Origin of the sequence: Synechococcus sp. LA31, assembly GCF_018502385.1 — a bacterium.
Classification (GTDB): Bacteria; Cyanobacteriota; Cyanobacteriia; order PCC-6307; family Cyanobiaceae; genus Vulcanococcus.
Genome location: NZ_CP075523.1, coordinates 414,574 through 438,664, shown reverse-complemented (window position 1 = coordinate 438,664; position 24,091 = coordinate 414,574). Strand labels below are relative to the sequence as shown.

Below are 24,091 nucleotides of genomic sequence, written 5' to 3'. Positions count from 1 at the left end.
TGCTGGGAGGCGGCGAGAGGGTGAGGGCGAACAAGGGCAGCACTAGCAACACCAGCAACAGAAACCAGCGCCGCGCATTGAGCTGTAGCCAGAGATAAGGCGGCAGGCCTGGCTTGATCGGTAAGGGCCTGGCGCACTGGGCGCAGATCAAACGGATTGGTGGCTGCGATGAAACAGCCACCAGGCGCGCTCCGCAACTGGGGCAGGCCACAACCACGCCAGCATGTTGCACCCCAGGATGACAGAACAGCAAAAAGCCCGCCTAACGGCGGGCTGGAGAGAGATCAACAGAAGCCCAGGATCACTTCGCCGAAGCGAAATCTGGATAAGCCTCCATGCCGTGCTCACCGATGTCGAGGCCTTCCACCTCTTCAGATTCGGTCACGCGGATGCCCCCGAAGATGGCGCCGATCACAGACCAGGCGATCCAGCAGGTGACCAGAGTCCAGATGGCATAAGCACCACAACCGAGGGCCTGAGTGCCCAGTTGGGAGATGCCACCACCGTTGAGCAGACCGATACCAGCGGCACCAGGATCCATGCCATCCACACCCCATAGACCGATCACGAGGGTGCCCCACACACCGCACACGCCGTGCACGGAGAACGCGCCCACAGGATCGTCGATGCCGGAAGCATCCAGGGCGGAAACGGCGAACACAACGATGATGCCGCCTACTGCACCGGCAACCCAGGAGCCCACCAGGGTGAGGTTGCCGCAACCGGCGGTAACGCTCACCAGACCGGCCAAGGTGCCGTTGATGATCATTGTGAGGTCAGGCTTGCCGGATGTTGTCGTCGACACGATGGTGGCGGCGATGGCACCGCCGGCAGCACCCAGGGTGGTGGTGACGGCCAGGAAAGGCACGTACTGGTCCATGGCCAGCTCAGAGCCAGGGTTGAAGCCATACCAACCGATCCAAAGGATCAGAGCACCCAGGGTGGCAATCGACATGTTGTGGCCGGGGATGGCCTGGGCCTTGCCGTTGACGAACTTGCCGATGCGGGGGCCAAGCAACATGGCGCCCACCAGACCGGCCCATGCGCCAACAGAGTGAACGATGGACGAACCGGCGAAGTCGATGAATCCCAGCTCGCTCAACCAACCGCCATTCCACTGCCAGGAACCGGAGATCGGGTAGATCACCGCGGTGAGAACGAGAGCGAAGATCACGAACTCGCCGAACTTCACACGCTCAGCCACAAGGCCAGAAACGATCGTGGCTGCGGTGCCGGCGAAAGCTGCCTGGAAGAGGAAGTCAACACTGGGGACCAATCCGCCCTCAGCGATGAGCTCAGGGGTGACAGTTGGATCGAAGAACAGACCGTTGAAGTAGAGAACGCCTGCAGCCACAGGATCCCCATACATCAGGGAATAGCCGACGAACCAGTAGGCGGTCACGGCCAGGGCAAACACGAAGAGGTTCTTCGCGAGGATGTTGACCGCATTCTTTTGGCGACACATCCCGGCTTCCACCATGGCGAAGCCGGCGTTCATGAAGATCACCAGGATGGTGGCGACCAGAAGCCAAAGGTTGTTCGCCAGGAATGCAGCGTTGAGCTCGGGCAGCTCAGCCGCATGGGCGGAGAGGTTGAAGAGGCCAAGGCCCATCAAGGCGATGGGCACGCAGGCCAGCCAGGTGAGCGTGCGGTTGGAGGAGAGGCCACGTACTTTGCGCAGCAGCAGCTCGGGAGCTTCCAACAAACTCGCTTCCTGCAAACTTCTCGGCCGGCGCCGAGAAGAGGGCGAGGCAACAGTCATAAGAATCGCTGGTTGGTGATGACGGGTAACCGCCATTAGGAAGAGATCATTCGCGAAGACGGGGCACCAAAACGTTACTGCTGATACAAAGTCAAAAATCAACACCAGCATCGAGCCGCCGCGACGAGAGAGATTCGCGACAGCCATGTTCAAGACAGCACAAAGCGCACGGCTTTTTGCAAAGCTTTTGGCGTTATGTTCACCATGAACAGTCTTATTCCGCTAGAAAGCCTCCAGAAGGACAAAACGTTGGGTGAACCGCCTCTGGGCCTTGGTTCACCGGAAGTAGCCCACCGCAAGGCGAAGCAACGCTCCTTCCCACGAAGCGGAACCGTCTGCCCCGCAGACCTTCAACCCACCCTTCGAGGCCCTACCCCATGACCAAACTTCACTACCGCGGCGTCAGCTACGACAACGCCACCCACGAGCTACCCAGCCCCCAACCCGTTGACCACGCCTATCGCGGCCAGCACTACGACGCTCCCCTGCGCCACGAAGCAGCCGTGGTGGATGCCGACGTGGAGCTCCAGTACCGCGGCCACGCCTACCACCACCGCCAAGCCGAAGCCTCCCAGCAGGTGAACCAAGGCTGATCCTCCAGCCAAATCCAGTTTCGGTGGCTGTTGTTACGACGGCCCTACCCACCTCCCCCTGCAATGGGGGGAGGTTTTTTGTTGGGTCATGGAGCGCAGCAGCACCGATCTCAGCCTCACGGCCAAGGGCGATACCTATCAGCTCCTGCCACGCTCCGTGATGGGCATGCTGTGGTTGCAGACCCACTTCGAGACCAACACCTGGGATCTGATCTGTTCGGGAGCCGTTCGGCTGAAAGCCGACAGCTGTGATCACCTCTGCAGCGACGCGGTGGACGCCGGACTGAACGTGGCCCGCCTCAGTGTGATCTGAGCCGGGCCTGGCGCCATTCGAGAGCGTTCCACACCACAAACACCAATACCAGCGGCACCACGGCGGCCAGCACGACAAAACGGAATTGATCGAGACCGGAATAGGCCGTTGTGTGCATGACCTGTTCGACCAGGAACAGGCCGTAAAGCCCAAGCAGAACCCAGCCTTCGGCTCGACTAATCACGCCTCCACTCCAGAAAATCGGGAGGCAGGCCAGGGTGGTGGCCACCATGATTGGAAAATCACGGGTGATCAACAGACCCGACACCTCGATTCCTTCTGGGCCTGACAACAGCGAACAGGTCCCCAGGATCAGCAGCTGATTGAGCAAATTACTGCCCACCACATTGCCAATAGCCAGATCGGCTTTACCCCGATAGGCCGCCACGAGGGAGGTCACCAGTTCTGGCATCGACGTGCCAGCCGACACAATCGTGAGACCGATCACAGCCTCACTCACCCCCAAACTCTGAGCCGCGCTAATCGCCCCGCTCACGAGCACCTGCGACCCCAGCACCAGCAAAGCCAGACCTGCAGCCAACTTGGCAGCGGCCATCGGCCAAGGGATCAGGGCCTCATCGCTGAGGTCGCCGTCCTGCACCTCCTCGGAGGCGGTGCGTGCCTCCCAGACGAGATTCAGGGCCATACCGGTGAGCAGAGCCAACCCAACAATCCAGGTGAGCCGCCCACCGGAGGCCATGCCCCAGGTCGCCATCGAGACCCCAAGCAGCAGAGGAACATCTCGACGCACCAGACGGCTCTTCACCCGCAAGGGCAGCACCACCGCACTGGCGCCAAGCACCACCAGCACATTGAAGATGTTGGAACCCACCACGTTGGTCACGGCGATCGCGTCACCACCAGCTCCCCCTTGCATCGTGGAGGTGAGGCTCACGAACAGCTCGGGGGCGCTGGTCCCCAGCGACACCACCGTGAGACCGATCACGATCTGAGGGATCCGCAGCAGCAGGGCCAGCGAAACCGAACCGGCAACGAACAGCTCACCGCCGCCGAACAGGAGCAGGATGCCGGCAACGATCTGGAAGCCACTCAAGGCGTAAGGCATGTGGCACGCAACACACGCCTCAATTCTCGTTCAACAACGGCTTGCTGTCCGCAGCAGGGGATTCCTCAGTGGCAGGCACTGGAGGTGGTGGCGGCGGCAGGGGCGGGGTGAGCGGTTTAGGCGGGCCCTCTTCATCCGCCGTGGCGGGCTCCAAGTTGGGAGCAGCTTCGGGACCAATCACATCGATCGAGACCCGTTTAACCACCAGGCGGTAGTTGAACTTCATCTGCTTATTGATGAAATCCTGCACGGCGGCCACCTGTTTGGGGGTAGGCAGGTTCGGTTTGATCACACTCACCGCCGCCTTGATCAGCGGCGGGTTCTGGTTCCAGTCGATCGTGACGCCCGTGAGCTCGGAATCCTTGCCAAGGGTGAGCGTGCGTTGACGCAGGCTCTCGGTGATAGCGCGCTCCACCTCCTGCAGGGCCACGCGCCGCTGGGCCTGAGCCACCAGGGTGAGAAAACTGCCGGTGAGCGGAATCAGCAGCAGGCCTGTGAGCAGGAGGCTCACCAAACCAACCCGGCTGCGCCAGAGCTTCTGGCGCAAGCTTGCCTGGCTCACCACCAGCGTGAGCAACCCCCCCGAAAGGATGCCCAGCAGGTTGGCGGCAAACAGCAAAGCAGCACCGCGCGCCGGCTCCCACTGCTGGATCGAGAGGAGCAAGCCGAGCACGCACACTGGCGGGACCAGGGCCACGGCAATGGCCGTGCCAGCGATGGATGACACCGCTTCCTGCCGTAGCCGGCCGTAGGTGGCGATCGATCCCGCCACCAAAGCAATGCCGAGATCCAGCAGGTTGGGGGTGGTGCGGCGCAGCACTTCATCCCCCAGCACCGGAAGGCGAGCCAACCAGCCGAGGCTGGCGGAGAGCGCGATGGTGATGGTCACACCCACCGCGAGGGTGAGCAGAGCCTTGCCGGCCAGGTTGAGCCGCCCATCGATGATCGCGAAGGAGGCACTGCGCAACGGCAGGATCCAGGGAGCAATCAACATCGCTCCGATCACCACGGCGGCGCTGTCGGCAAGAAGCCCCAGGGTGGCGATCAAACTCGCGGCCACAGTGAGGACCACAAACGGCTCATCGAGGCGAGCCTCCTGCTCGAAACCGGCCTCCAGAGAAGCGAGGCTGGTGGGTTGGGCCATCAGCGATGGTCTCGTCTCCGCCCAGGATGACCGATCTGGCCGATCGAGCTAGGGATTACACCAGGGACACTGCCCGGGATCGGCCTGCAACAGGCCATCGCGGCGAGGCTGCTCACGGCGTGCACCGCAGCTTGGGCAGCCCCAAAGTTCGGCAAGGGTGAGCTCAGTAGGCGTGCGGCACGCGCTGCAAGGCAGGCCGGATTTGGTGTTGATCAATCCCCAGCCGGGGCTGCCGCAGGCAGGGCAAGGCGTTCGCAGCCGGCGAACCAAGGACAGCCCCAGGCGACGGATCGAGCGCATGCGGGTGGGATTGCAGTGGGCCCGCATGTCGGTTTCCAGCCACACCCGGCCCTCGGGATCAACAGCACGGCATTGCTCGATGGCCTCGTTCAGGGCCAAACGGCTGCGCAGACCCTTGAAGAGCAGCTCGGGAATCGGCGCGGCCGGCCTAGCGATCACCGCATGGGAAGGGAAACCCACCTGGCTTAACCAGCGATCGGGCTCCTGGTCGGCAGCGAGCTCATGCTGGCTGTAGTTGGTGCGCCAGTCGAGCCGTTGCTCCAACACACAGAGATCACGCTCCTGATCCAGAAAGATCAGCAACTCCTGGCCAACCGCCAGCAGCGGCATCGCCGGGTGTGGACCGAAACTGGCCTCACTGGCCAGCCCGAGTATCAGGCCGGTGCGCTGCATGCCCATCAGCGCCTTGGTGCGACACGTGGCCTCGGCATCGCTGAGCCGGGGTATCTCTCCGCTGAAGGTGCCGAGCCGATCGGTGTCTTGCTCGCAGAGCTGAAGCTCAGCGCCAAGACCCCGTTGAAACGGCAGACCTAACGCCCGCTGCTTGTTATGGCGGGTCGTGAGACAGATCAATCGGCCGCTGTAGGCCTGCAAACCATCAACCCAATACAGATCGCTCCAACGCTAAGGCCGATGGATGCAGGAGCTGATCGCGAGAGCCACAAGACCTGCATTGGCTTGAACAAACCACAGAATCAGTCAAACAAGAACACTCTTTTGCAGCCAGAGAACATCGGCACTGAAATCAGTTCAAAAATACTTATCAATGCGATTGAAACTGCTGCGCCAAGAGCCAACCAATCCAAATTCACCCCCATCTACTGTTCCGCCGCAACAGTTAAAGGCGCCTTCTGGTGCTGACGACTTACGATCCATTGCATGCACTAGCGATGCACTCAACCTTGCTAGGAAGGGGCTTGCAGCTTGCGCTTGAGGCGGGTCAATCGCTGCCGATTAACCAACACATGCAAGAAGTGCTTTCGCTCAGGCTTCCACAGCTACAAAAGACTGCTTGCAAAGTTGTGGCTGGTGCAGCACACGCGCCGTGGCACAGAACAGACCACCAGCTCGGCTTCACGCCTGCAGCAATCAAAAGACTAAACGCACCAACCGAGCCCAGCCTGGGGTGTGCCACGGGAACGTCACATCACACGACTCCTGACAGCAAAAGGCACCTCCCCCTGAAGCGGGAGGCGCCCAACCATGACGCAACGCTCAGACTGCTTCGGAAACGGTGGACGGGGTGGACGGAATCACCACCCGGAGCAAGATCGGAGCCAGGAAGGTCGTTCCGATCACCATCAACAAGATCGCTGCTTCCAGAGAAGGGCTGAGGATCCCAGCCTGGCTGCCCAGCCCTAGAAAGATCAAACCAACCTCACCGCGCGGCATCATGCCTAGCCCTACCACCAAACGATTGGTGGGTTCAGAGCTCAGATAGCTCCAGCCAGCCGCAACCTTGCCCAGCATCGCCACCACCAAGAGGAAGGCAGCCACGATCAGGCCTTCACGGTTGGCGGGATCAAACGGGTTGAGCACCGAGAGATCCATACCTGTGCCAATCAGCACAAAAAACACCGTGGCAAACAACGCCACCAGTGGTTTCACCGCAGCGTCGATGTCGTGGGTGTGTTTTGAGGCACTGAGAATCAAACCTGCAGCAAAGGCCCCTAGTGCAGCCTCCAGACCAATCGCCTGGGCCGCAAAGCAGCAAAGGGTGAGCACCACAAAGCTGGCCACCGCCACATCGCCCGGCGCCTTGAGCTGATCCACCACCCAATCGAATGCAGGAGCTGCCTTACGGCTCAGCACCAATGCCACCGCCACGAAGGCAACCGCTGCCAGGCCGAGCTTGATCACCGGGCCGATGGTGAAGCTGCCGCCACCCACGATCGCCACCACCACAGCCAAAATCACGATGCCGAGGATGTCGTCGAGAACGGCCGCGCCAATCACGATTTGGCCCTCCTTGCGCTTTAGCCACTTGAGCTCGCCAAACACGCTGGCTGTGATGCCAATCGAGGTGGCTGTCATCGCTGCTCCTGCAAAAACCGCAGGGATCAAGGGCACGTGAAACAGGTAGTAAAGCCCTGCGGTGCCCAGAGCAAATGGCAGCAGCACACCCGCCACGGCCACGGTGGTGGCCTGAACACCCACAGCCACCAGTTCATCCAGCTCGCTTTCGAGGCCGGTCAGGAACAGCAGTGCAAACAGTCCGATCTGCGAGACGGCCTGCAAGCTGGGGAAGGTCTCGTTGTAGATCTCGGTCACATCCTGGGGCCGAATCTCAGCGAGGGATCCGAGCAGCGAGAGCACAGCTCCGCTGATCTCAGCCTGAGCCTCGGGCGGCACGATCAGGTGAAGGCCAGACGCGCCGATCAGAACACCGGCCACCAACTCACCCAGGATCGTGGGCAGCTGCAGACGCACCATCACCTCCGCGATGGCACGGGCTGCGATGAAAATCACCAGAAAGCGGCCCACCCCGATGAGGGTTTCCGCCACTTCCATCTGATGGGGGCTGATCTCAGCGATCAACGCCGATGGGGGAAGCATGAACTGCCAGAAACGGGTAGCTGGTTATAGGGGTGGTTCAGGGGGTTCTGGGTGGCTGCTGCATCAGACCACGCTGCTCTAGCTCCTGGGGGAAGTCGCGGCCCAGCTGAGCTTCGGGGGTGTGGCGTTCAACCTGGGCCAACACCAGCAAGGTCATCCTGTGTGACCAAACACTCAGGTGAGCTTGGATCGAATTCACCCAGGCTGGGGCTGGCTGTGCCTAAGTTCCCGCCACTGACACGCCTGCATGGCACCGATCCGACTGCTGGAGCTGCTGATCCTGCTCGCGGCACTGGCCGGCTTTGCGGGGTTGCTGCTACGCCGCAACCTCTTTCTCAAAGTGCTTTCGATGGATGTGATGGGCAGCGCTGTTGTGGCGTTATTTGTGCTGCTGGCAGCTCGCTCTGGCCTACGCAGTCCGATCCTGCCGCGCTCGGGCGAACTGCTCGCCCAGGACTACGCCGACCCGATTCCCCAGGCGGTCATTCTCACGGCCATCGTGATCGGGCTGTCCATCCAGGCCCTGCTGCTGGTGGTGATCACCCAGATGGCGCGGATCGACCCCAGCCTGGATACAGCCAGCTTTGAACCCAACGATCAGCCATGACGCTGAGCTGGAGCAGCTCTGAAGCGCTGCTGACAATCTGGTTGCTGGTGCCCTACCTGGCCGCTTTTCTGGCGGTGTTGCTGCCATCGCTCAGCAATGCCCTTGTGGTGCTTTGTTGCGCGGCAACCGCTTTGGTAGGCGCAATGCCGCTCCTGACGGGCCAAAGCACAACGCTGCAGTTGCTGGGTGACTTCGGCGTTCAACTGAGCCTCGATCCCTTAGCGGGGTGGTTTCTTTTGCTCAACGGCCTCGTGTGCCTCGCGGTATGGCTAGAGGCCCGGCGTCAGCACTGGGATCGCACCGGCTGGATGCTGCTGTTGGTGCTGCTGGGCTCCCTCAACACCAGCTTTCTCACCACAGACCTAATCAGCCTCTACGTCAGCCTTGAAGTGGTGGGCATCAGCGCCTTTCTGCTGATCCTGAAAGGCCAAAGCCCCAACGCCAGTTGGATCGGCCTGCGCTACCTGCTGATCGGCAACACCGCGATGGCCGTGTATCTGGTGGGAGCTGGGTTGGTGTACGCCCAAACGAGCAGCTTCCAGCTGCAGGCGCTGGCCGAGCTCGCACCCGGGGCACCCTTGGTGTTTGTGCTGGTGGGATTACTCACCAAAGCCGGCGTATTTCTCAACGGCCTCTGGCTTCCGCGCACCCATGCCGAAGCCCCTGCCGAGGTGTCTGCCCTGCTCTCCGGTGTGGTGGTTGGAGGAGGTGCTTTGCCGCTACTGCGCCTCGAGGAGCTCAATGGCAGCATCAACGAGCTACTCCTGCCGATCGCCCTGGCCAGCGCCGTGCTGGGCCTGATCTATGCCCTCGGCGTGAGCGATGCCAAACGGCTACTGGCTTGGAGCACCCTGGCTCAAATGGGACTCGTGCTGCTCTCTCCGGCAGCCGGCGGGCTGATGGCGTTTTCCCATGGTGTGGCCAAGAGCGGGCTGTTTCTCACGGCCCGCTCTTGGCCCAGCCGCTCACTCACCCAGTGGCGTGAGCAGCCACAACCATGGCCACAGATGCTCACGATTTTCGTGGGCTCCGTGTCTATCGCTGGCCTCGCACCCTTGCTTGGCTACACCGCAAAAAAACAGCTGGAAACAAGCGTTTCGCCTCTCGTTGCTGCTGGATTGGTGGTGTTGTCGGTGGGAAGTGTTGCCGTGTACTGCCGTCTCTGCCGCGCTCCCTGGGCGACCGGGGCCACCACAACGGTGCAGCTTCAGCCCTGGGGTGCATGGGTGTTGATGGCGTCTCTGTTAGGGAGCGGGATCACCCTGGTGGGCCAGGTGAAGAGCGGCTGGCTGATCAGCGTGCTGGTGCTGGGGCTGGGAATCGGACTCGATCAGCTGCTCGAGCAGCAGCGCCAGCGAAACCCACGCGCGCTGCCCTCGCTGGATCGTCTACCAGATCTTGTGGGTGGCTTAGGGCTTGTGGGAGCTGGATTGTTGCTGGCCATCGGGGCGGAGTTCAAGTGATGGTCTTTTTGCTGAGTTGCCTCTTTCGACTGCTGCTCTGGGCTCTGCTCACGGCGGATCTCAGCCCGTTGAACCTCGCCATTGGGCTGGGCCTAGCGATGCTCCTGCCCCATGCCCGCGGCCCTGGGCAGCCACTGGGCCCCACACTGCGGGCTTTATGGCGCAGCGTGCTCGCTGTTCCGTTGGCCTACGGCGAAGCGCTGGCCTTGATGGTGGGTGGTGATCGCGAACAAGAGAGCTGGATTCAGCGACCCGCGAGTGATCCTCGCAACCGTTTACTGGTGTTCCTCGAGGTGTTTGCCATCACGCTCACTCCGTTCACAATCGTGCTCGGCCTCAGCGATGGCGAGCGAGGAGCCTGCTACACAGTCCACCAGCTGCGTCCACGCCTGCGGCAGCAGAAGGAGGTGCAGCGATGACGCTGGTGCTCTGGGGCATGGTGTTGGCCCTGCTGATTCCCATCGCCGTGGTGTGCCGACCCTGCAGCGTGTGGGACCGCATGGCCGCCTTCGGCAGCATCGCCTCCAAAGTGGCCCTGATCACCATGGTGGTGGCGGTGCTGCGCGGCGATTGGATGCTGGCGCTCGTCGGAGCGATCAGCCTCAGTGCCGGGAATGCAGGCATGTTGTTGCTGGCCAACCTCCTAAGGGAGGTGGAGCGATGAGCCTGCTGTTGCTGGGTGCGGGCCTGGTGCTGTGGTTCTGGGGAACCTGGCCCTTGCTGGAACAAGGCAGCTATCTCAGCAAACTGCACAAGTTGTCTGTGTCCGACACCCTTGGCTCGGGCCTCATGCTGTTGGGCCTTTTGCTTCGCATTCCTGGGCAATGGCCCCTGCTGGCCCTAGCCCTGCTGGGGCTGGTGGTGTGGAACACGATCTTTGGCTACGTGCTAGCCCGCAGTTCGCAACCGGTGGAGCCGAAACGATGAACGCCCCCCTCACCCTCGGCAGTGAGCTTGATCTCCTGCTGCCGATCACGGCTCTGCTCCCGATCACAGCTCTGCTGCTGGTCAGCCAGAGCAATCCTTATCAAACCCTGGTGCTGCGAGGCATTCTCGGCTCGGTGGCCACGTTGGTTTACGCCTTACTTGGAGCGCCGGATGTGGCGCTCACCGAGGCGTTGGTGGGCACCTTGCTGTCCACCACGCTTTATGCCGTAGCCCTTCGCTCCTCAATGGCCTTACGGCTGGACGATCGCCGCACGCAATCCGAATCCAGTCGCGATGCTCAGTTAGCGGCCTGGATTGCCCCTCTGCATCTGCGCCTGCGGCTCAACAAGCCCGGCACCCCAGCCATCACTGGTAGCCATGGCTGGCTTGGCGATAACGGCCATCTCGTGCTCCTTCAGCCGCAATTGCTCAACAAGCTCGAGCAATGTCCCGGCTATGGGCAATGGCGCGCCAGCGGCGGTGCGTTGCACCTCAGCCAAGAGAGCCAATCATGACTTGGCTTTATCTGCTGGCAGCGATTGCCCTGTTTGCGGCACCTCTGGCGAGCCCATTGCCGGCAGCCAGCGGCATGGGCCCTCTCATCGACGCGCTGAGCCAGCAAACCCAGGTGCCCAATCTGGTGTCGGGCGTGATCCTGCACACCCGCTTGTTCGACACGGTGGCGGAGGTGGTGGTGTTCACCCTCGCGGCCATCGGCGTGCGGATGGTGCTGGCGGCTGATCCAGAACGCAAACAAATCCGTTCGCTGAACGATGCCCCCTCGCAGGTGCTGTGCGAATTGGGCTCCACCATTGCGGCACTGGTGGCAGCGGAGCTGGCCCTGCGGGGGCACCTCACCCCGGGAGGGGGCTTTGCGGCAGGGGTGGCGGGCGGCACCGCGATCGGCCTGCAGCTGATTAGTGGTGGTGCCGACCGCAGCGAGCGTCTTTACAGGCTCTACCGCGCCGATCTGTGGGAAAAAGCAGCCGTGATGGGCTTCCTCCTGATCGCCCTGCTGGCGTTGTTAGAGCTCACGCCCGCCACAGGGCCGTTCGGCAGCCTGCTGAGCGGCGGCTGGATTCCAGTGCTCAATTTGCTTGTGGCCCTGAAAGTCACGCTGGGCTCCTGGGCGATGGTGCAGCGCCTCTTGCGTCATCGCGGGCTGCTCTAACAACCCACCGCTGTGGCAGCAGAACCCCACCCACATTTCGCGAGCACCCCCTAAGGTTCCGCGCCAACCCTGTTCTGTCGCGATGACATCCGCCTCGGCCCCACCCGGGCGTTCACCGCTGCGGCTGCTGAACCACATCAGCACCAACAACATCAAGGGCGATCTGTTCGGCGGTGTGACCGCTGCGGTGATCGCCCTACCGATGGCCCTGGCCTTCGGTGTGGCCTCAGGTGCAGGTGCTGCCGCAGGCCTTTGGGGCGCCGTGCTCGTCGGCCTGTTTGCCGCCCTCTTTGGCGGCACCCCCACGCTGATTTCAGAGCCCACCGGCCCGATGACGGTGGTGATGACAGCGGTGATCGCCAACCTCACGGCCAGCGATCCCGAGAACGGCATGGCCATGGCGTTCACCGTGGTGATGCTGGCCGGCCTGTTCCAGATCGCCTTCGGCTTGTTGAAGCTGGGCCGCTACGTCACCCAGATGCCCTACACGGTGATCTCGGGCTTCATGAGCGGGATTGGCTTCATCCTGATCATTCTTCAGCTCGGTCCCTTCCTGGGTCAGGCCATCCCCAAAGGTGGCGTGATGGGCACACTTCAGTCTCTCCCTCAGCTCATCGCCAATGCCCGCCCCGCAGAGGTGGTGCTGGCGTTGATCACCCTGGCGATCCTCTGGCTCACCCCCGGCAAGGTGAAGAAGATCGCTCCACCCCAGCTGATTGCCCTGGTGCTCGGCACGATCCTCTCCCTCAGCCTGCTCCAGGGCGGAGGCGAAGAAATCCGCCGCATCGGCGAGATCGCCTCGGGCTTCCCCCAGCTGCGCACCCCTTACGTCGATCTGCCGCATCTCAGCAAGATGCTGATCGATGCGGCCGTGCTGGGCATGCTCGGCTGCATCGATGCCTTGCTCACCGCCGTGGTTGCCGACAGCATCACGCGAACGGAGCACAACTCCAACAAAGAACTCATCGGCCAGGGCTTGGGCAACATCGCTTCTGGCCTGTTCGGTGGCATCGCCGGTGCTGGCGCCACCATGGGCACGGTGGTGAACATTCAGGCCGGCGGCCGTAGCGCCCTTTCGGGTATCAGCCGGGCCGTCATCCTGATGGTGGTGATCCTGGCGTTCACCGGTGTAGCCGCTCAGATCCCACAGGCCGTGCTAGCTGGCATCGCCCTGAAGGTGGGTGTCGACATCGTGGATTGGGGCTTCATCAAGCGGGCTCACCGCATCTCGATCAGCGGTGCGCTGATCATGTATTTGGTGATCATCCTCACCGTGCTGGTTGATCTGATCGCAGCTGTGGGCATCGGCGTGTTCATCGCCAACATCCTCACCATCGACAAGATGAGTGAGCTGCAAAGCAAAAGCGTGAAGTCGGTGAGCACCGGCGATGGTGATCTCGACATCAGCGATGACGAGCGCCGCCTGCTCGATCAGGGCCGCGGTCAGGTGCTGCTGTTCCAACTCAACGGCGCGATGATCTTCGGTGTGGCCAAAGCGATCGGCCGCGAGCACAACGCCATTGGCGAGTGCAAAGCCGTGGTGTTTGATCTCACCGAGGTATCGCACCTGGGCGTGACCGCCGCCCTGGCGGTGGAAAACGCCGTCGAGGAAGCGATCGAAAAAGGTCGTGAGGTGTTTGTGGTGGGCGCCAGCGGCACCACCCTGCGGCGCCTCGAAAAACTGGGCCTGTTCAAGAAGCTTCCGGCTGAGCGCACCACCATCGCTCGCCATGCTGCCCTGCAGCAGGCTGTGGCCGCCCTCGCCTGATTCAACCTCCACATCCAAACGAGGGCATCCCCAGAGGGATGCCCTTTTTCGTGGATTCCTCCTGCACTTCCCCTCACCCTGATGAAGCTGTTCGATGACAAGCAGTTCCTCTCCGCCATCCATGGCTATGAGCGGCAGCTGGCCAAATTGCTGGCTGTGCTGCTGGCGGCGGTCGTGGGATTCGCAGCGATCGAGCTGGTGGTGGAAACAGCGATCGGCTTGGTGCAGCGGCAGACCAATTGGTTTGACGGCAGCCTGATCAAACTGCTGGATCGGCTGCTGCTGATCTTCATCGCTTTGGAGGTGCTCCAAAACGTGACGGCTTACCTACGCGATCAGGTTGTGCAGATCGAACTGGTGCTGCTCACCGCCCTGACAGCCGTGGCCCGAAAAGTGATCGTGCTCCCACCCGGCACCGAAAACAAGCCGGCCCTCATGGCCGGTTTCGGCGTGATTGTGGTGGGTTTAGCAGCGGCTTACTGGTTGGTGCGCATGGCACGCCGCCATCCGCAGCCCACATCACTATCAGAAAGTCTGTAATCCCAATCACTCATTGGCATCAATCTCCAACGGATTAGATGCCAGTCGATGCTGATTAACAGCTACGCCTTACGCAGGCTTATCACGATTAAAACCCAGCCCTCACGGTTGATCTCAGACAATGATCAGCAGCACTGATCAACACGATTGCAGTTGCTGCATCCCCGCCCGAACCGCCCCAGCACCACGGTTGAGTCTTTAGTCTTTCGCCACCCCACAGACATCTCTTTCGATGCCTGCGCCACAGAAGCTCCGCCGAGGAGACTGCGACGCGATCAGCCGGCACCTACGTGCCATTGGCCGGATTCCTCTGCTCACTGCCGATGAGGAAATCAGCCTGGGCCGGGCCGTTCAGAACGGACAACGGCTGCTTGAGACAGCCGAAGAAATGAAACTCCGCTCCGGCGGCCAAACCCCGAGCGTTCAAGCCTGGGCCCTAGAGGTGGGGATCACACCACGCCAATTGCAACGGCAGCTCAAAGCGGCCGAGCGTGCCAGCGAGCGGATGGTGACGGCCAACCTGCGCCTTGTGGTGAGCCTCGCGAGGCGGATCAGCCACAGACGCCTCGAGCTTGAGGATCTGATCCAAGAGGGAACGCTGGGGCTGATCCGGGCGGTACAGCGCTTTGACCCCAGCCGCGGCTACAAATTCTCCACCTATGCCACCTGGTGGATCCGCGAGGGGATGGGCCGTGGCCTGCAGCAGCAGAGCCGAACCATTCGCTTGCCGGCCCACATGCAAGACCGGCTGCAGCGCCTCCGCCGCTGCCAGCAGGAGCTCCGGCAAATGCTTGGGCGTGAACCCAACCTCGAAGAACTCGCCGAGGCCACCGAGCTCAAGCCGCTCGACATCCGCGAGGCCCTGTTCCGCGCTCAAGAACCCCTGAGCCTGGACAGTGGACACGGACCGGAAGACGACCTGCGGCTGCTCGACACCTTGCGTTGCGATGCCCAGCTGCCCAGCGACCAACTCACAGCCAGCCACCTGCAGAAGGATCTGGTGGCGCTGCTGGATGAGCTCCCAGCACAGGAAGCGGAGCTGCTACGACTGCGCTACGGCATCGATCAACAGGCACCGATGAACCTCAGCGCCGTGGCCAGGCAGATGGGCCTCAGCCGTGACCAAGCACGTGGCGTGGAGCGGCGCGCCAACGCTGCGATCCGCCGCCTATCGGAGCGGGTGATCGACTACTTAGAAGCTTGAAGCTGCTTCGATGAGCTGGCATCCCCACCTCTGGCATCCCACCACTCAGGTGGCGACCAGCCCCGCACCGCTGCAAATCAAACGCGCTCAGGGCTGCCTGCTCGAACTGCACGACGGGCGGCAGCTCATCGATGCGATCAGCAGTTGGTGGGTCACCCTCCACGGCCACGCCGAACCGGCGATCGCTGCCGCAATCGGCCGCCAAGCGCTGCAGCTCGAGCAGGTGATTTTCGCCAACTTCAGCCATGCCCCCGCTGAGCAGCTGGCCACCCGCCTTGCGGCTCTCAGTGGCTTGGAGCGGCTGTTCTTCTCCGACAACGGCTCCACAGCCGTGGAGGTAGCCCTCAAGATCGCCTGGCAGTGGTGGCGCAACCAGGGCAGCAATCGCCAGCAAATCATTGCCTTTGAGGGCGCATATCACGGCGACACCTTCGGCGCGATGGCGGTGGGTGATCGATCGATCTTTACCGCGCCCTACGAGGAGCTGCTGTTTGATGTGGCTCGCATCAGCTGGCCCCACACCCACTGGGGCGACGACAGCGTGGACGTGCGCGAGGCCCAGGCCTTGCTGGAGCTCGAGCAGGCCCTGGCCACACCCACAGCAGCGGTGATTATGGAGCCGCTGATTCAAGGTGCGTCTGGGATGCACATGGTGCGTCCCAGCTTCTTGCGTGCGGTGCAGGAGCGGGTGCGCAGCTGTAGCGCCCTGCTCATCGCCGATGAGGTGATGACAGGGTTCGGGCGGACCGGTTCCCTGTTCGCCAGCCAGCGAGCTGGCCTTCAACCCGACCTGATGGCGCTCTCCAAAGGGCTCACCGGTGGTTTCCTGCCAATGGGTGCCACCCTGGCGCGTGAACAGCTCTACCAAGGATTCATCAGCCAAGAGCCGACGCACACCTTCTTCCACGGTCACAGCTTCACCGCCAATCCGCTCGGCTGCGCTGCAGCCCTAGCCAGCCTTGATCTGCTGCAGCACAACCCGGAGCGCTATCAACAGTTCGATGCGCGCCACATCCCGCTCCTCGAAGAGCTGGCCCTGCATCCCCTGGTGAAACACGTGCGCTGCCAAGGCACCGTTGCTGCCTTCGAGTTGGATGCCGGCAGCAGCAGCTACCTCAACCCGATCGGCAAAGAACTGCAGCGCCACTGCCTCCAGCAAGGGGTGTACATCCGTCCCCTGGGCAACGTGGTGTACATGCTGCCGCCGTTGTGCATGAGTGAGGCGCAATTGCATCAGTGCTACGCCGCAATCAGCTCAGGCCTTGCAGCACTCCGCCCCTGAAACACACCCTTGACGAAAGGCGGCGATCCGATACAAAAGCTCCACGGACGCCTGCGATCTGGCCATGCCTGACACCTTCGCCCTGCTGCTGGCCGCCGGCATCATCGGCACTTCGGTGGCGCTGGCCAGCGCCATCCTCTTCGATGAATCCCGCAGCCGCAAACGCACGATCGAGCACTACCGCACGCTCGAGCGCGAGCGCATCCTGCGGGTCCGTCGGCTGCACAACCAGGTGAGCCAGCCTCGACGTGGGCGCGGAAGCTGGGATCACTACCTCGACGGCAAAAACCAAAGGGCTGCCTGAATTAGCCTGGCAAAATCACGCGGTTGATCACGTGTACGACGCCGTTGTCACAGATCACATCGGCCTGCACGACTGTGGCGTTCTTCACCTCAAAGGGCTCGGCGCGGCGGATCGGAATCGGTGCACCTTCAAGGCTCTCCCAACTCTCCTGAACCACCAGCTGGGCGCGTGATCGAGCACCAGAGATCACGTGGTATTTGAGGATTCTCGCCAGCTGCGGGGGGTTATCCACCAAGGTTTGCACCGTGCCGGGGGGCAAAGCCGCAAACGCCTCATCCACGGGTGCGAACACCGTAAACGGGCCATCCCCTTCGAGGGCACTGCGCAAACCAGCAGCATCCACGGCGGCCAGCAGGGTGTTGAAGATGCCCACAGAGGCGGCGGTTTCGAGAATCGAAGCCATTAGCGGTAGTTCTGGGATTGAATATCGGAGAGGCGTGCCTCAGGCCGCAGGAAGCGATCCATCTGCGCCTCAAAAAAGCTGCGATTCGCCTTCAGATGCTCGGGATCGTTGTCATCCAGCGGATAGAGCACAGCACCACGAAGGGCCTGAATCACCGCTGAAGTAACGTTGTACATCGAGCGCTGAAAGGTGATACCCAGCTGAATCAGTTCATCCTCGTCGCCACGCTTGTGCTGCTGATAAAGGGCCTTGAGATAAGGCGGCAGGAAATGCAGCATGTCCTGCATCAGCAGGGTGGGAGGAATCCCTGCAGAGCCCACGGGGAAAACATCGGCGTAAAGAATGCCGTAGTGGAAATCCGCCTGGTCCGCAGGAACTTGATGGGCCTGAGCGTTGTAGCTCTTGGTACCGCGGAAGGGTGAGGTGCGATAGAACACCGCCTCCACATAGGGCAGAGCCGCTTCATAAAGCCAGGTGAACCCTTCACTCTTCGGGATGATCTCGTAGCAGTCGTCACCGATGTAGAGGTGGTGATAAATGGGGCGGCCGGCCACCGCAAAGATGCCGTTCACGAGAAAGTCCATGGCTTCAGGCACAGAGGTGAGCTTGCCCTCGTCGTAGAGGTCGCTCATCTCGAAGAACACCGGCGCCATCACCTCCCAGAACAGGCCAAGGTTGGCGGTATAGCTGAGCTGCCGCACCTGCTCCAGGAACATCTCTGGGAAGAGCGCATACAGCCCCAGCATCAGCGGATTGCCTTTGAAATAGGCCTTAATCGCCCGATCAGCGTTGGTGCGGTAGGCGTCGCTCTCGAGGTAATCATTGAAGCGGCCGCCCATGCCTTGGTGCCAGAGCATCGCCCGCATGCAGGCCTCGGCAAACTCCATATTCACCCGGTCATGCCAGAGGTGGTGGAGGAGCTTGGGCATGCGGGTGGTTTCACCGCGCTCCATGAAGGCCAGCAGCTCAGGATGCACCGTCTCGCCCCCACGCCAGATGCGCAGCTGTGCCTGATCACCCGCATAGCTATTGGGGCGATCGAGATACTCTTGCGGGATGAAGTATTTGAAAGCAGGTAGCGGATTGAGAAACACCCGCTCTGCGATGTAGAGAAGATCGCGCCAATAGAAATCCATCGGCACGGCATAGGCCTTGTAGATACCGATGATCTGCTGAAGGTTCTCCGGTGTATCGGGCAACATCGAACCACCGGCCTCGAGCCGATGAATCACATCGGCATAAGGGTGGGTGGAAGGAGGCAGGAGGGGAGCCTTGGTTCGCTCCGAGGTGACAGCGGCAGTCATGCGGGGAGCTCAGTAGTGGAGGTGGGAGCGAGCGCGATCACGGTGACCGCGGCACTGGAGCGCAATGCCAAAGGAGCCGTGGAGCTTTCACTGAAACCGGTGAGGGCTGTTGGCCAGAGGCCAGCAAGCAGCACCAGCGACGTGAGCACCAAGGCCGGAGTTCGCTCCTGCCAGGTGGTGCTGACCCAATCAGCACGCTCATTGTCGAGCCGGCCAAAGCCAACCCGGTTGAAGAGGCGGATGGCATAAACGGCGGTGAGCCCTGATGCCAGCAGACAGACCAGGGTGGGCCAGGGGAACGCCACCCAGCTACCTTCGAACACCAGCAGCTCTGCCACGAAGCCAGCCAAACCCGGCACGCCAGCGGCAGCTAGCAGAGCGAGCAACATCAACCCCATCGTGAATGGCAAACCACGCTGGGGATTGAGCAGCCCAGAGAGCTCCGGAATCGAAGTGGTGCCTGTTTTGCGCTCAATCAGACCCACCAGGCAGAAGAGCAGCGCAATGATCAGGCCGTGGGCAAGCATCTGAGCAACAACCCCCTGAAGGCTCAGGGGTGTGGCCGCAGCCAGGGCAAGCAGCAAGATGCCCATATGTCCGAGGGAGCTGTAGGCCACCAGACGCCGCATATCGAGCTGCGCAATCGCATTAAGGGCGCCATAGATGGCACTCACCGCTCCTGCCACCGCAAGCCAAGGAGCCCAGGCACTCCAGGCATCAGGTAGAAACTCAACCCCGAAACGAAGCAGCCCATAGGCCCCAAGCTTCGAAACAGCACCACTCAGCACCATGGCCACGGGTGTGGGGGCCTGGCTGTAGGTGAGCGGCTGCCAACCATGCAGCGGTACCACCGGCAATTTCAAGCCGAATGACAACAGCACCAACGCCAGAATCCAGCCTTGCTGAACAGGGCTGAGGCTGTGGCGCGCCAAGGCTGAGTAACTGAAATCAAGGCCGCTTGGCTGCAGCCAGCCCATAGCGAGCACCGCGGCAAGCAGGGCCACCCCAGACACGGCTCCATAGGTGAGGAAACGAATCGCCGCTCCGGCACGACGCTGGCCGCCCCAAGTGGCTACCAGCAGGGTGGTGGGAATCAGGATCAGCTCGTAGGCCATCACAAAGAGCAGAGCGTTACGGGCCAGAAATGAGCCGATCAGACCCAGGTTTGTCGCCAGCAACAGCCCAAAAAACAGCTTGGGCCGGCTCTGATTCGGCGGGGCAGCCAGCACGGCCATCGCGGTGATCAAAGCGGTGAGCAACACCAACGGCAGGGTGATGCCATCAAGGCCCAGATCCAGCCTTAATCCGAGCCGAGGGAGCCAGCTCAACGAGAGCTCAGCGCTTGGCTGGCGCCACCACAGGAGTGCTGCCACCACCTGGAGAAGAGGGGCCACCAACGCAGCACGGCGCACCCAGGGCAAGCCCGAGGGCAGCACGGGCAGAACCACCGCCGTGAGCAGCGGAAGCAGGAGCAGAAGCAACAACAGGGTCATGGCGATCGGCTCAGCGGAACAGAAGCCAGGCAGCCATGAGCAGCACGCCGAGCACGAAGGAAAGGGCATAAGCCTGGGAGCGGCCACTGGTGGTGAAGCTGAGCCGCCGTGCTGCCTGCATCGCGGAACCACCGGCACCGGCACTGAAGCCATCCACCAACTGGAGATCCGCCCAGGCGCTGACGCGCGCCAGGGTTACCACCAACGCAACAACGGTGCGGTGATAGAAGGCCTCAGTTCGCATGTCTTCTGCGAGCCAGTGCTGCACGCCGCCCAGGCTGGAGGGCAGCTGCGCCAGCGGGTGGGGCCGGAAGTAAAACCACGCGGAAACCCCTGCGCCAACAAAGCTGGAAGCCAGCAAGGGCCAACCCAGCGGCCCCCAGCCTGGCAAGGGCGAGAGCTCATAAATCCCAAGCTGCACCAGGAGCTGGGGGATGTGCAGCACCAGGCCCATCAAGAGCATGGTGGGCAACACCATGAGCCAGAGCACCTCTGGAGAGCGCACGGTGAAGGGATTGGGACGACCGCCCCAGATCAAACCAAACACCCGCATCAAACAAGCGCAGAGCAGGGCATTTGTGAGCAACACCAGCCCCCCAAGCAGCCAGGGCCATCGGCTTGTAGCCGTCAGCTCCAACAGTTCGCGCAACGCCGCAAATCCCCCAAACGGCGGCAGACCCACCAATCCCGCTGCACCCACCAGAAAGGCCATACCCACCAGAGGGCGCCTGCTCCACAGGCCACCGAGCTGAGTGAGGTCTTGGGTGATGTTGCCGATCACAATCGTGCCCACCGCCATCAACATCAGCGCCATCGGCAGCGGATACACCAGCAGCAGGTGATCGGCCACACCGATACCGCCAAGGCCCACAGCCACAAACAGCAGCCCCAGCCAGCTGCTCACCAGAAAACTCATCGCGCGCTTGACATCGATCTGGCCGAGTGCGATCAGGGCGGCCACCAAGGCCGTGGTGCCACCCACCACCACAAGCACCCCCTGCACCAAGGGGCTGAGTTCGATCAGCGGCTCGAGGCGCAGCAGCACCCAGGCCCCACCAATCACCACCACCGAGTTGCGCAGCACGGTGGACGGTAGAGGGCTCTCCATGGCTTCATCCAGCCAGAGGTGCAGGGGGATCTGGGCGCATTTGCCCATGGGCCCCGCAATCAACGCCAGCAGGATCAGCTGAAAACCCGCTGGCAGGGGCTGGCCGTTGTTGGTGAGATCAGCGGCCCAGGCCTGCAAGCCATGAAAGTTCCAAGTGCCGGTGATCGGCAACAGAGCGATCACACCGGCCAACAGGATCAGGTCACCAATGCGCTTGGTGAGAAAGGCATCACGAGCCCCCTTCACCACCAGCGACTGGTTGAACCAGGTGCCCACGATCACGTAGGTACCCACGGTGAGCAGCTCCAACAACACATAGCTGAAGAAGATCGAATCGGTGAGCACGAGGCCGCACAGGCCCGCTTCAAAAAAGCTGAGGCTGCCAAAGAAACGCGGCCAACCCCAATCCATCTCGAGGTATCCAATCGCGTAGATCTGCACCAACACGTGCAAACCGGTGATCACCGTCATGGCAATCAGCGCAGGCTCGGTGACGAGGCCGTCAAACCCGATGCGCAGGCCGGCGGTGTTCAGCCAAGTCCACTGAAAGCTCGGGGGTGCATAGATCGCCGCCTGACCTGCGGCCGAATTGCCCGTGAGCCCGAGCAGGGCCATCAAGCTGTGGCCGAACGCGATCGACACCATCAGCAGATTCATGTAGCCCGATGGGCGCGGGCCCGTGCGGGCGATCACCCCAGGCGACCAGAGCAGGCTGAATAGGGCTCCCACCAGCGGGTAGATGGGAACCAACCAGGCCGTACCAAGCCAGGACACGTGTATGGAGGTTCAGGGTGGTTGAAACGTAATCGCCTCAACGGATCGCTGGGTCAGGCCGGCAGGTAGTAACGCACCAGGGTGAACACTCTGTTGCGATGGGCATCCAGGCTGCGGCGCATATTCACCCCGCGCTGATTGAGCAGCACACCATCGAAGCGATAGCGAGGAATGCCCATCGGCATCACGATCGTGAAGGTAGTTTCGGGATGGCGCTGTTCCTCCTGGGCCACGTAATCCACGAAGGGATCGATCAGCGAGGCAAAAGGGCTCTCCAGCAGCCGCAACTCGAAGCCCCGTCCATCCTCCTCGCCCACACAGCGGCGCCACTGGTCGCGGATGGCCTTGGGATCGTCCCCCTCGGCAAGCACCCACACGGCCACCACACGATCAGACACGGTAGCGGCGTAGCGAAGCGCCTCCAGGCTGGGGCGACTCAACGACGGCACCCAAACCAGGCTGGTGTTACCTAGGGGGTCGCGGCGCTGCGGCAGGTGGAGGGTGCGGTCTTCGTCTGGTCGCAGGCCAATGGCGCGGTAAATCGTGTCGTAGCGGTGTCGGATCCGAGCCAGCATCCACACCAGCAGGGGGATGGCGATCACCACCGTCCAGGCCCCCTCATCAAATTTGCTCACCACGATCACCAGCAGCACCACAAACGTGGTGAGGGATCCGAGGGCATTCATCAGCAACCGGCCTAGCCAGCCCGGACCCCGCAGCCGCCACCAGCGCACCACCATCCCCGCCTGCGACAGGGTGAAGGCGCTGAACACGCCCAGGGCATAGAGGTTCACCGCCACGGTGGTGTCGCCGCGGCACACCACGATCACCAGGCCAGCGGCCACCAGTAATACGGCAATGCCGTTCTGGAACACCAACCGATCGCCAATCCAGGCCATCTGGCGGGGCAGGAAGCGGTCCTGAGCCAACATGGCCGCCAGGCGGGGAAAGCCCGCGAAGGCCGTGTTAGCCGCCAGAGCCAGGATCAGCAGAGTGCTGATCTGCAGCGCCCAAAACAGGGGACTTCCCTCACCGAACACCCGGATGCCGATCTGCGCGAGCACGGTGCGATCGGGGCTGGGCGACACCCCATACAGCCAGCCCAGGCCACTCACAGCCAGGAACATCAGGGCGAGCATCACGCCCATCACCAACATGGTGCGCTGGGCACGCTTGGCGGCGGGCTCACGGAACACCTTCACGCCATTGGCGATCGCCTCGATCCCGGTCATGGCGGAACAACCGGAGCTGAACGCCCGCAGGATCAGAAACAGGCCCAGCGGCTCCACCGCCCGCACCAGCGGTGGTGCATCCGGCGTGAAGCCATGGGCAAACACCAGGTTTTGCAAGCCGAACAGGGCCAGCAACACCACCATCACCACAAACGCATAGGTGGGGATCGCAAAGGCGCGGCCAGCTTCCTTCACACCGCGCAGGTTGGCCCAACCCACCAGCACCAGCAGCAGCAGCGCCAATGGCGTTTCGTAAGGCAGCAACCCCGGCAGCAACGACGAGAGGGCCTGGGTGCCAGCCATCAGGCTCACCGCGGCAGTGAGGGTGTAATCCACCAACAGCGAGGCCGCCGCAATCAGGCTGGGCCAGGTGCCGAGGTTTTCCCGCGCTACGACGTAGGAACCACCACCCTGGGGGTAAGCCTCGATCGTCTGCCGATAGGAGAGCACCACGATCGCGATCAGCAACACGATCGCCCCGGTGATCGGCAGCGACAGTTCCAAAGCGCGGCTGCCCGCCAGGATCAGTACCCCAAGCGCCGCCTCAGTGGCATACGCCACTGAGGAGAGGGCATCAGAACTCAGGATCGGCAGGGCCTCAAAGCTGGGCAACCGCTCGGAATCCGATTGGCTGCGCGGTAAGGGCTTACCCAGAAGCCGCCTGGCGAGTTTGAACAGCACAGGATGCGTTGGATCTGCACCCAGGATGCACCGAAGCCCCCTTGCCCGCTGCAACCCTCCGGTGCCATGACAGAGACAACGCAGCGGAGGGAGGGC

25 protein-coding genes and 1 riboswitch are annotated in these 24,091 nt (G+C 62.2%); of the genes, 15 read left to right on the top strand and 10 right to left on the bottom strand.

Annotation, left to right across the window (positions count from 1 at the left end; genetic code table 11):
* Positions 1–301 precede the first annotated feature (301 nt).
* On the bottom strand, positions 302–1,762 hold the full coding sequence (locus KJJ24_RS02370; protein WP_214340619.1) for an ammonium transporter: 1,461 nt from the start codon (positions 1,760–1,762) through the stop codon (positions 302–304).
* Positions 1,763–2,007: 245 nt separating this feature from the next.
* Positions 2,008–2,077: riboswitch (Glutamine riboswitch) on the top strand.
* Positions 2,078–2,139: 62 nt separating this feature from the next.
* Here KJJ24_RS02370 and KJJ24_RS02365 point away from each other — a divergent pair.
* Together KJJ24_RS02365 and KJJ24_RS02360 are read left to right on the top strand one after the other, a co-directional pair.
* Positions 2,140–2,355: a DUF4278 domain-containing protein gene (locus KJJ24_RS02365; RefSeq protein ID WP_214340617.1), complete on the top strand. Its 216-nt coding sequence runs from the start codon at positions 2,140–2,142 to the stop codon at positions 2,353–2,355.
* 88 nt (positions 2,356–2,443) lie between these two features.
* Entirely contained in the window at positions 2,444–2,668 is a 225-nt protein-coding gene (locus KJJ24_RS02360) for a hypothetical protein (RefSeq protein WP_214340615.1), read from the top strand.
* On the opposite strand, the gene KJJ24_RS02355 is transcribed toward KJJ24_RS02360, so the two are convergent.
* From KJJ24_RS02355 to KJJ24_RS02345, 3 genes are read right to left on the bottom strand one after another with little or no spacing between them, the layout of a single operon-like run.
* Positions 2,655–3,734 carry a calcium/sodium antiporter gene (locus KJJ24_RS02355; RefSeq protein WP_214340612.1) on the bottom strand — a complete coding sequence of 360 codons (1,080 nt, stop codon included), beginning with the start codon at positions 3,732–3,734 and terminating at the stop codon, positions 2,655–2,657. The genes KJJ24_RS02360 and KJJ24_RS02355 overlap by 14 nt on opposite strands.
* 19 nt (positions 3,735–3,753) lie before the next feature.
* The gene (locus KJJ24_RS02350) at positions 3,754–4,878 is read right to left on the bottom strand and encodes a DUF389 domain-containing protein (protein WP_214340611.1); all 1,125 of its coding nucleotides are present in this window, start codon (positions 4,876–4,878) and stop codon (positions 3,754–3,756) included.
* A 48-nt stretch (positions 4,879–4,926) separates the two neighbouring features.
* Positions 4,927–5,772, bottom strand: a complete 846-nt coding sequence (locus KJJ24_RS02345; protein WP_214340610.1) for a DUF6671 family protein — start codon at positions 5,770–5,772, stop codon at positions 4,927–4,929.
* A gap of 39 nt (positions 5,773–5,811) precedes the next feature.
* Between KJJ24_RS02345 and KJJ24_RS02340 the strand changes: the two genes are divergently transcribed.
* Positions 5,812–6,039, top strand: coding sequence for a hypothetical protein (locus KJJ24_RS02340; protein WP_214340609.1), 228 nt, complete (start codon positions 5,812–5,814; stop codon positions 6,037–6,039).
* Positions 6,040–6,393: 354 nt separating this feature from the next.
* On the opposite strand, the gene KJJ24_RS02335 is transcribed toward KJJ24_RS02340, so the two are convergent.
* Positions 6,394–7,734, bottom strand: a complete 1,341-nt coding sequence (locus KJJ24_RS02335) for a cation:proton antiporter (protein ID WP_214340608.1) — start codon at positions 7,732–7,734, stop codon at positions 6,394–6,396.
* A 247-nt stretch (positions 7,735–7,981) separates the two neighbouring features.
* On the opposite strand from KJJ24_RS02335, the gene KJJ24_RS02330 reads away from it, so the two are divergent.
* From KJJ24_RS02330 to KJJ24_RS02275, 12 genes are all read left to right on the top strand, one after another.
* Positions 7,982–8,341 (top strand): cation:proton antiporter subunit C, encoded by a 360-nt coding sequence (locus tag KJJ24_RS02330; RefSeq protein WP_214340607.1) that lies wholly within the window; start codon positions 7,982–7,984, stop codon positions 8,339–8,341.
* The gene (locus KJJ24_RS02325; protein ID WP_214340606.1) at positions 8,338–9,804 is read left to right on the top strand and encodes a proton-conducting transporter membrane subunit; all 1,467 of its coding nucleotides are present in this window, start codon (positions 8,338–8,340) and stop codon (positions 9,802–9,804) included. The genes KJJ24_RS02330 and KJJ24_RS02325 overlap by 4 nt, the downstream gene beginning before the upstream one ends.
* Positions 9,804–10,223 (top strand): Na+/H+ antiporter subunit E, encoded by a 420-nt coding sequence (locus KJJ24_RS02320; RefSeq protein WP_214340604.1) that lies wholly within the window; start codon positions 9,804–9,806, stop codon positions 10,221–10,223. The genes KJJ24_RS02325 and KJJ24_RS02320 overlap by 1 nt, the downstream gene beginning before the upstream one ends.
* Positions 10,220–10,468 carry a hypothetical protein gene (locus tag KJJ24_RS02315; RefSeq protein ID WP_214340603.1) on the top strand — a complete coding sequence of 83 codons (249 nt, stop codon included), beginning with the start codon at positions 10,220–10,222 and terminating at the stop codon, positions 10,466–10,468. The genes KJJ24_RS02320 and KJJ24_RS02315 overlap by 4 nt, the downstream gene beginning before the upstream one ends.
* Complete coding sequence (locus KJJ24_RS02310) at positions 10,465–10,731, top strand: monovalent cation/H(+) antiporter subunit G (RefSeq protein WP_214340602.1); 267 nt, start codon at positions 10,465–10,467, stop codon at positions 10,729–10,731. Before KJJ24_RS02315 ends, KJJ24_RS02310 begins: the two co-directional genes overlap by 4 nt.
* Positions 10,728–11,246 (top strand): hydrogenase subunit MbhD domain-containing protein, encoded by a 519-nt coding sequence (locus tag KJJ24_RS02305; RefSeq protein ID WP_214340601.1) that lies wholly within the window; start codon positions 10,728–10,730, stop codon positions 11,244–11,246. Before KJJ24_RS02310 ends, KJJ24_RS02305 begins: the two co-directional genes overlap by 4 nt.
* A complete protein-coding gene (locus KJJ24_RS02300; RefSeq protein WP_214340600.1) occupies positions 11,243–11,902 on the top strand; it encodes an MnhB domain-containing protein in 660 nt (219 codons plus the stop codon). The genes KJJ24_RS02305 and KJJ24_RS02300 overlap by 4 nt, the downstream gene beginning before the upstream one ends.
* Positions 11,903–11,984: 82 nt before the next feature.
* On the top strand, positions 11,985–13,670 hold the full coding sequence (locus KJJ24_RS02295) for a SulP family inorganic anion transporter (protein ID WP_371811760.1): 1,686 nt from the start codon (positions 11,985–11,987) through the stop codon (positions 13,668–13,670).
* An 81-nt stretch (positions 13,671–13,751) separates the two neighbouring features.
* The gene (locus KJJ24_RS02290; protein ID WP_214340596.1) at positions 13,752–14,210 is read left to right on the top strand and encodes a phosphate-starvation-inducible PsiE family protein; all 459 of its coding nucleotides are present in this window, start codon (positions 13,752–13,754) and stop codon (positions 14,208–14,210) included.
* A 232-nt stretch (positions 14,211–14,442) separates the two neighbouring features.
* Positions 14,443–15,414: a sigma-70 family RNA polymerase sigma factor gene (locus KJJ24_RS02285; RefSeq protein WP_214340595.1), complete on the top strand. Its 972-nt coding sequence runs from the start codon at positions 14,443–14,445 to the stop codon at positions 15,412–15,414.
* Between the two features lie 10 nt (positions 15,415–15,424).
* Positions 15,425–16,696, top strand: a complete 1,272-nt coding sequence (bioA, locus tag KJJ24_RS02280; RefSeq protein ID WP_214340594.1) for an adenosylmethionine--8-amino-7-oxononanoate transaminase — start codon at positions 15,425–15,427, stop codon at positions 16,694–16,696.
* 64 nt (positions 16,697–16,760) lie between these two features.
* On the top strand, positions 16,761–17,000 hold the full coding sequence (locus KJJ24_RS02275) for a hypothetical protein (RefSeq protein ID WP_214340593.1): 240 nt from the start codon (positions 16,761–16,763) through the stop codon (positions 16,998–17,000).
* Position 17,001: 1 nt separating this feature from the next.
* Here the strand turns inward: KJJ24_RS02275 and KJJ24_RS02270 are convergent, their stop codons facing one another.
* The 5 genes from KJJ24_RS02270 to KJJ24_RS02250 are packed head-to-tail and all read right to left on the bottom strand — an operon-like array spanning position 17,002 to position 23,995.
* A complete protein-coding gene (locus tag KJJ24_RS02270) occupies positions 17,002–17,403 on the bottom strand; it encodes a fasciclin domain-containing protein (protein WP_214340592.1) in 402 nt (133 codons plus the stop codon).
* The gene (locus KJJ24_RS02265) at positions 17,403–18,707 is read right to left on the bottom strand and encodes a CO2 hydration protein (protein ID WP_214340590.1); all 1,305 of its coding nucleotides are present in this window, start codon (positions 18,705–18,707) and stop codon (positions 17,403–17,405) included. The genes KJJ24_RS02270 and KJJ24_RS02265 overlap by 1 nt, the downstream gene beginning before the upstream one ends.
* Complete coding sequence (locus tag KJJ24_RS02260) at positions 18,704–20,200, bottom strand: NuoM family protein (RefSeq protein WP_214340589.1); 1,497 nt, start codon at positions 20,198–20,200, stop codon at positions 18,704–18,706. The genes KJJ24_RS02265 and KJJ24_RS02260 overlap by 4 nt, the downstream gene beginning before the upstream one ends.
* Before the next feature lie 10 nt (positions 20,201–20,210).
* Positions 20,211–22,082 carry an NAD(P)H-quinone oxidoreductase subunit F gene (locus KJJ24_RS02255; RefSeq protein ID WP_214340587.1) on the bottom strand — a complete coding sequence of 624 codons (1,872 nt, stop codon included), beginning with the start codon at positions 22,080–22,082 and terminating at the stop codon, positions 20,211–20,213.
* A 53-nt stretch (positions 22,083–22,135) separates the two neighbouring features.
* Complete coding sequence (locus KJJ24_RS02250; RefSeq protein ID WP_214340584.1) at positions 22,136–23,995, bottom strand: APC family permease; 1,860 nt, start codon at positions 23,993–23,995, stop codon at positions 22,136–22,138.
* Positions 23,996–24,091: the final 96 nt, after the last annotated feature.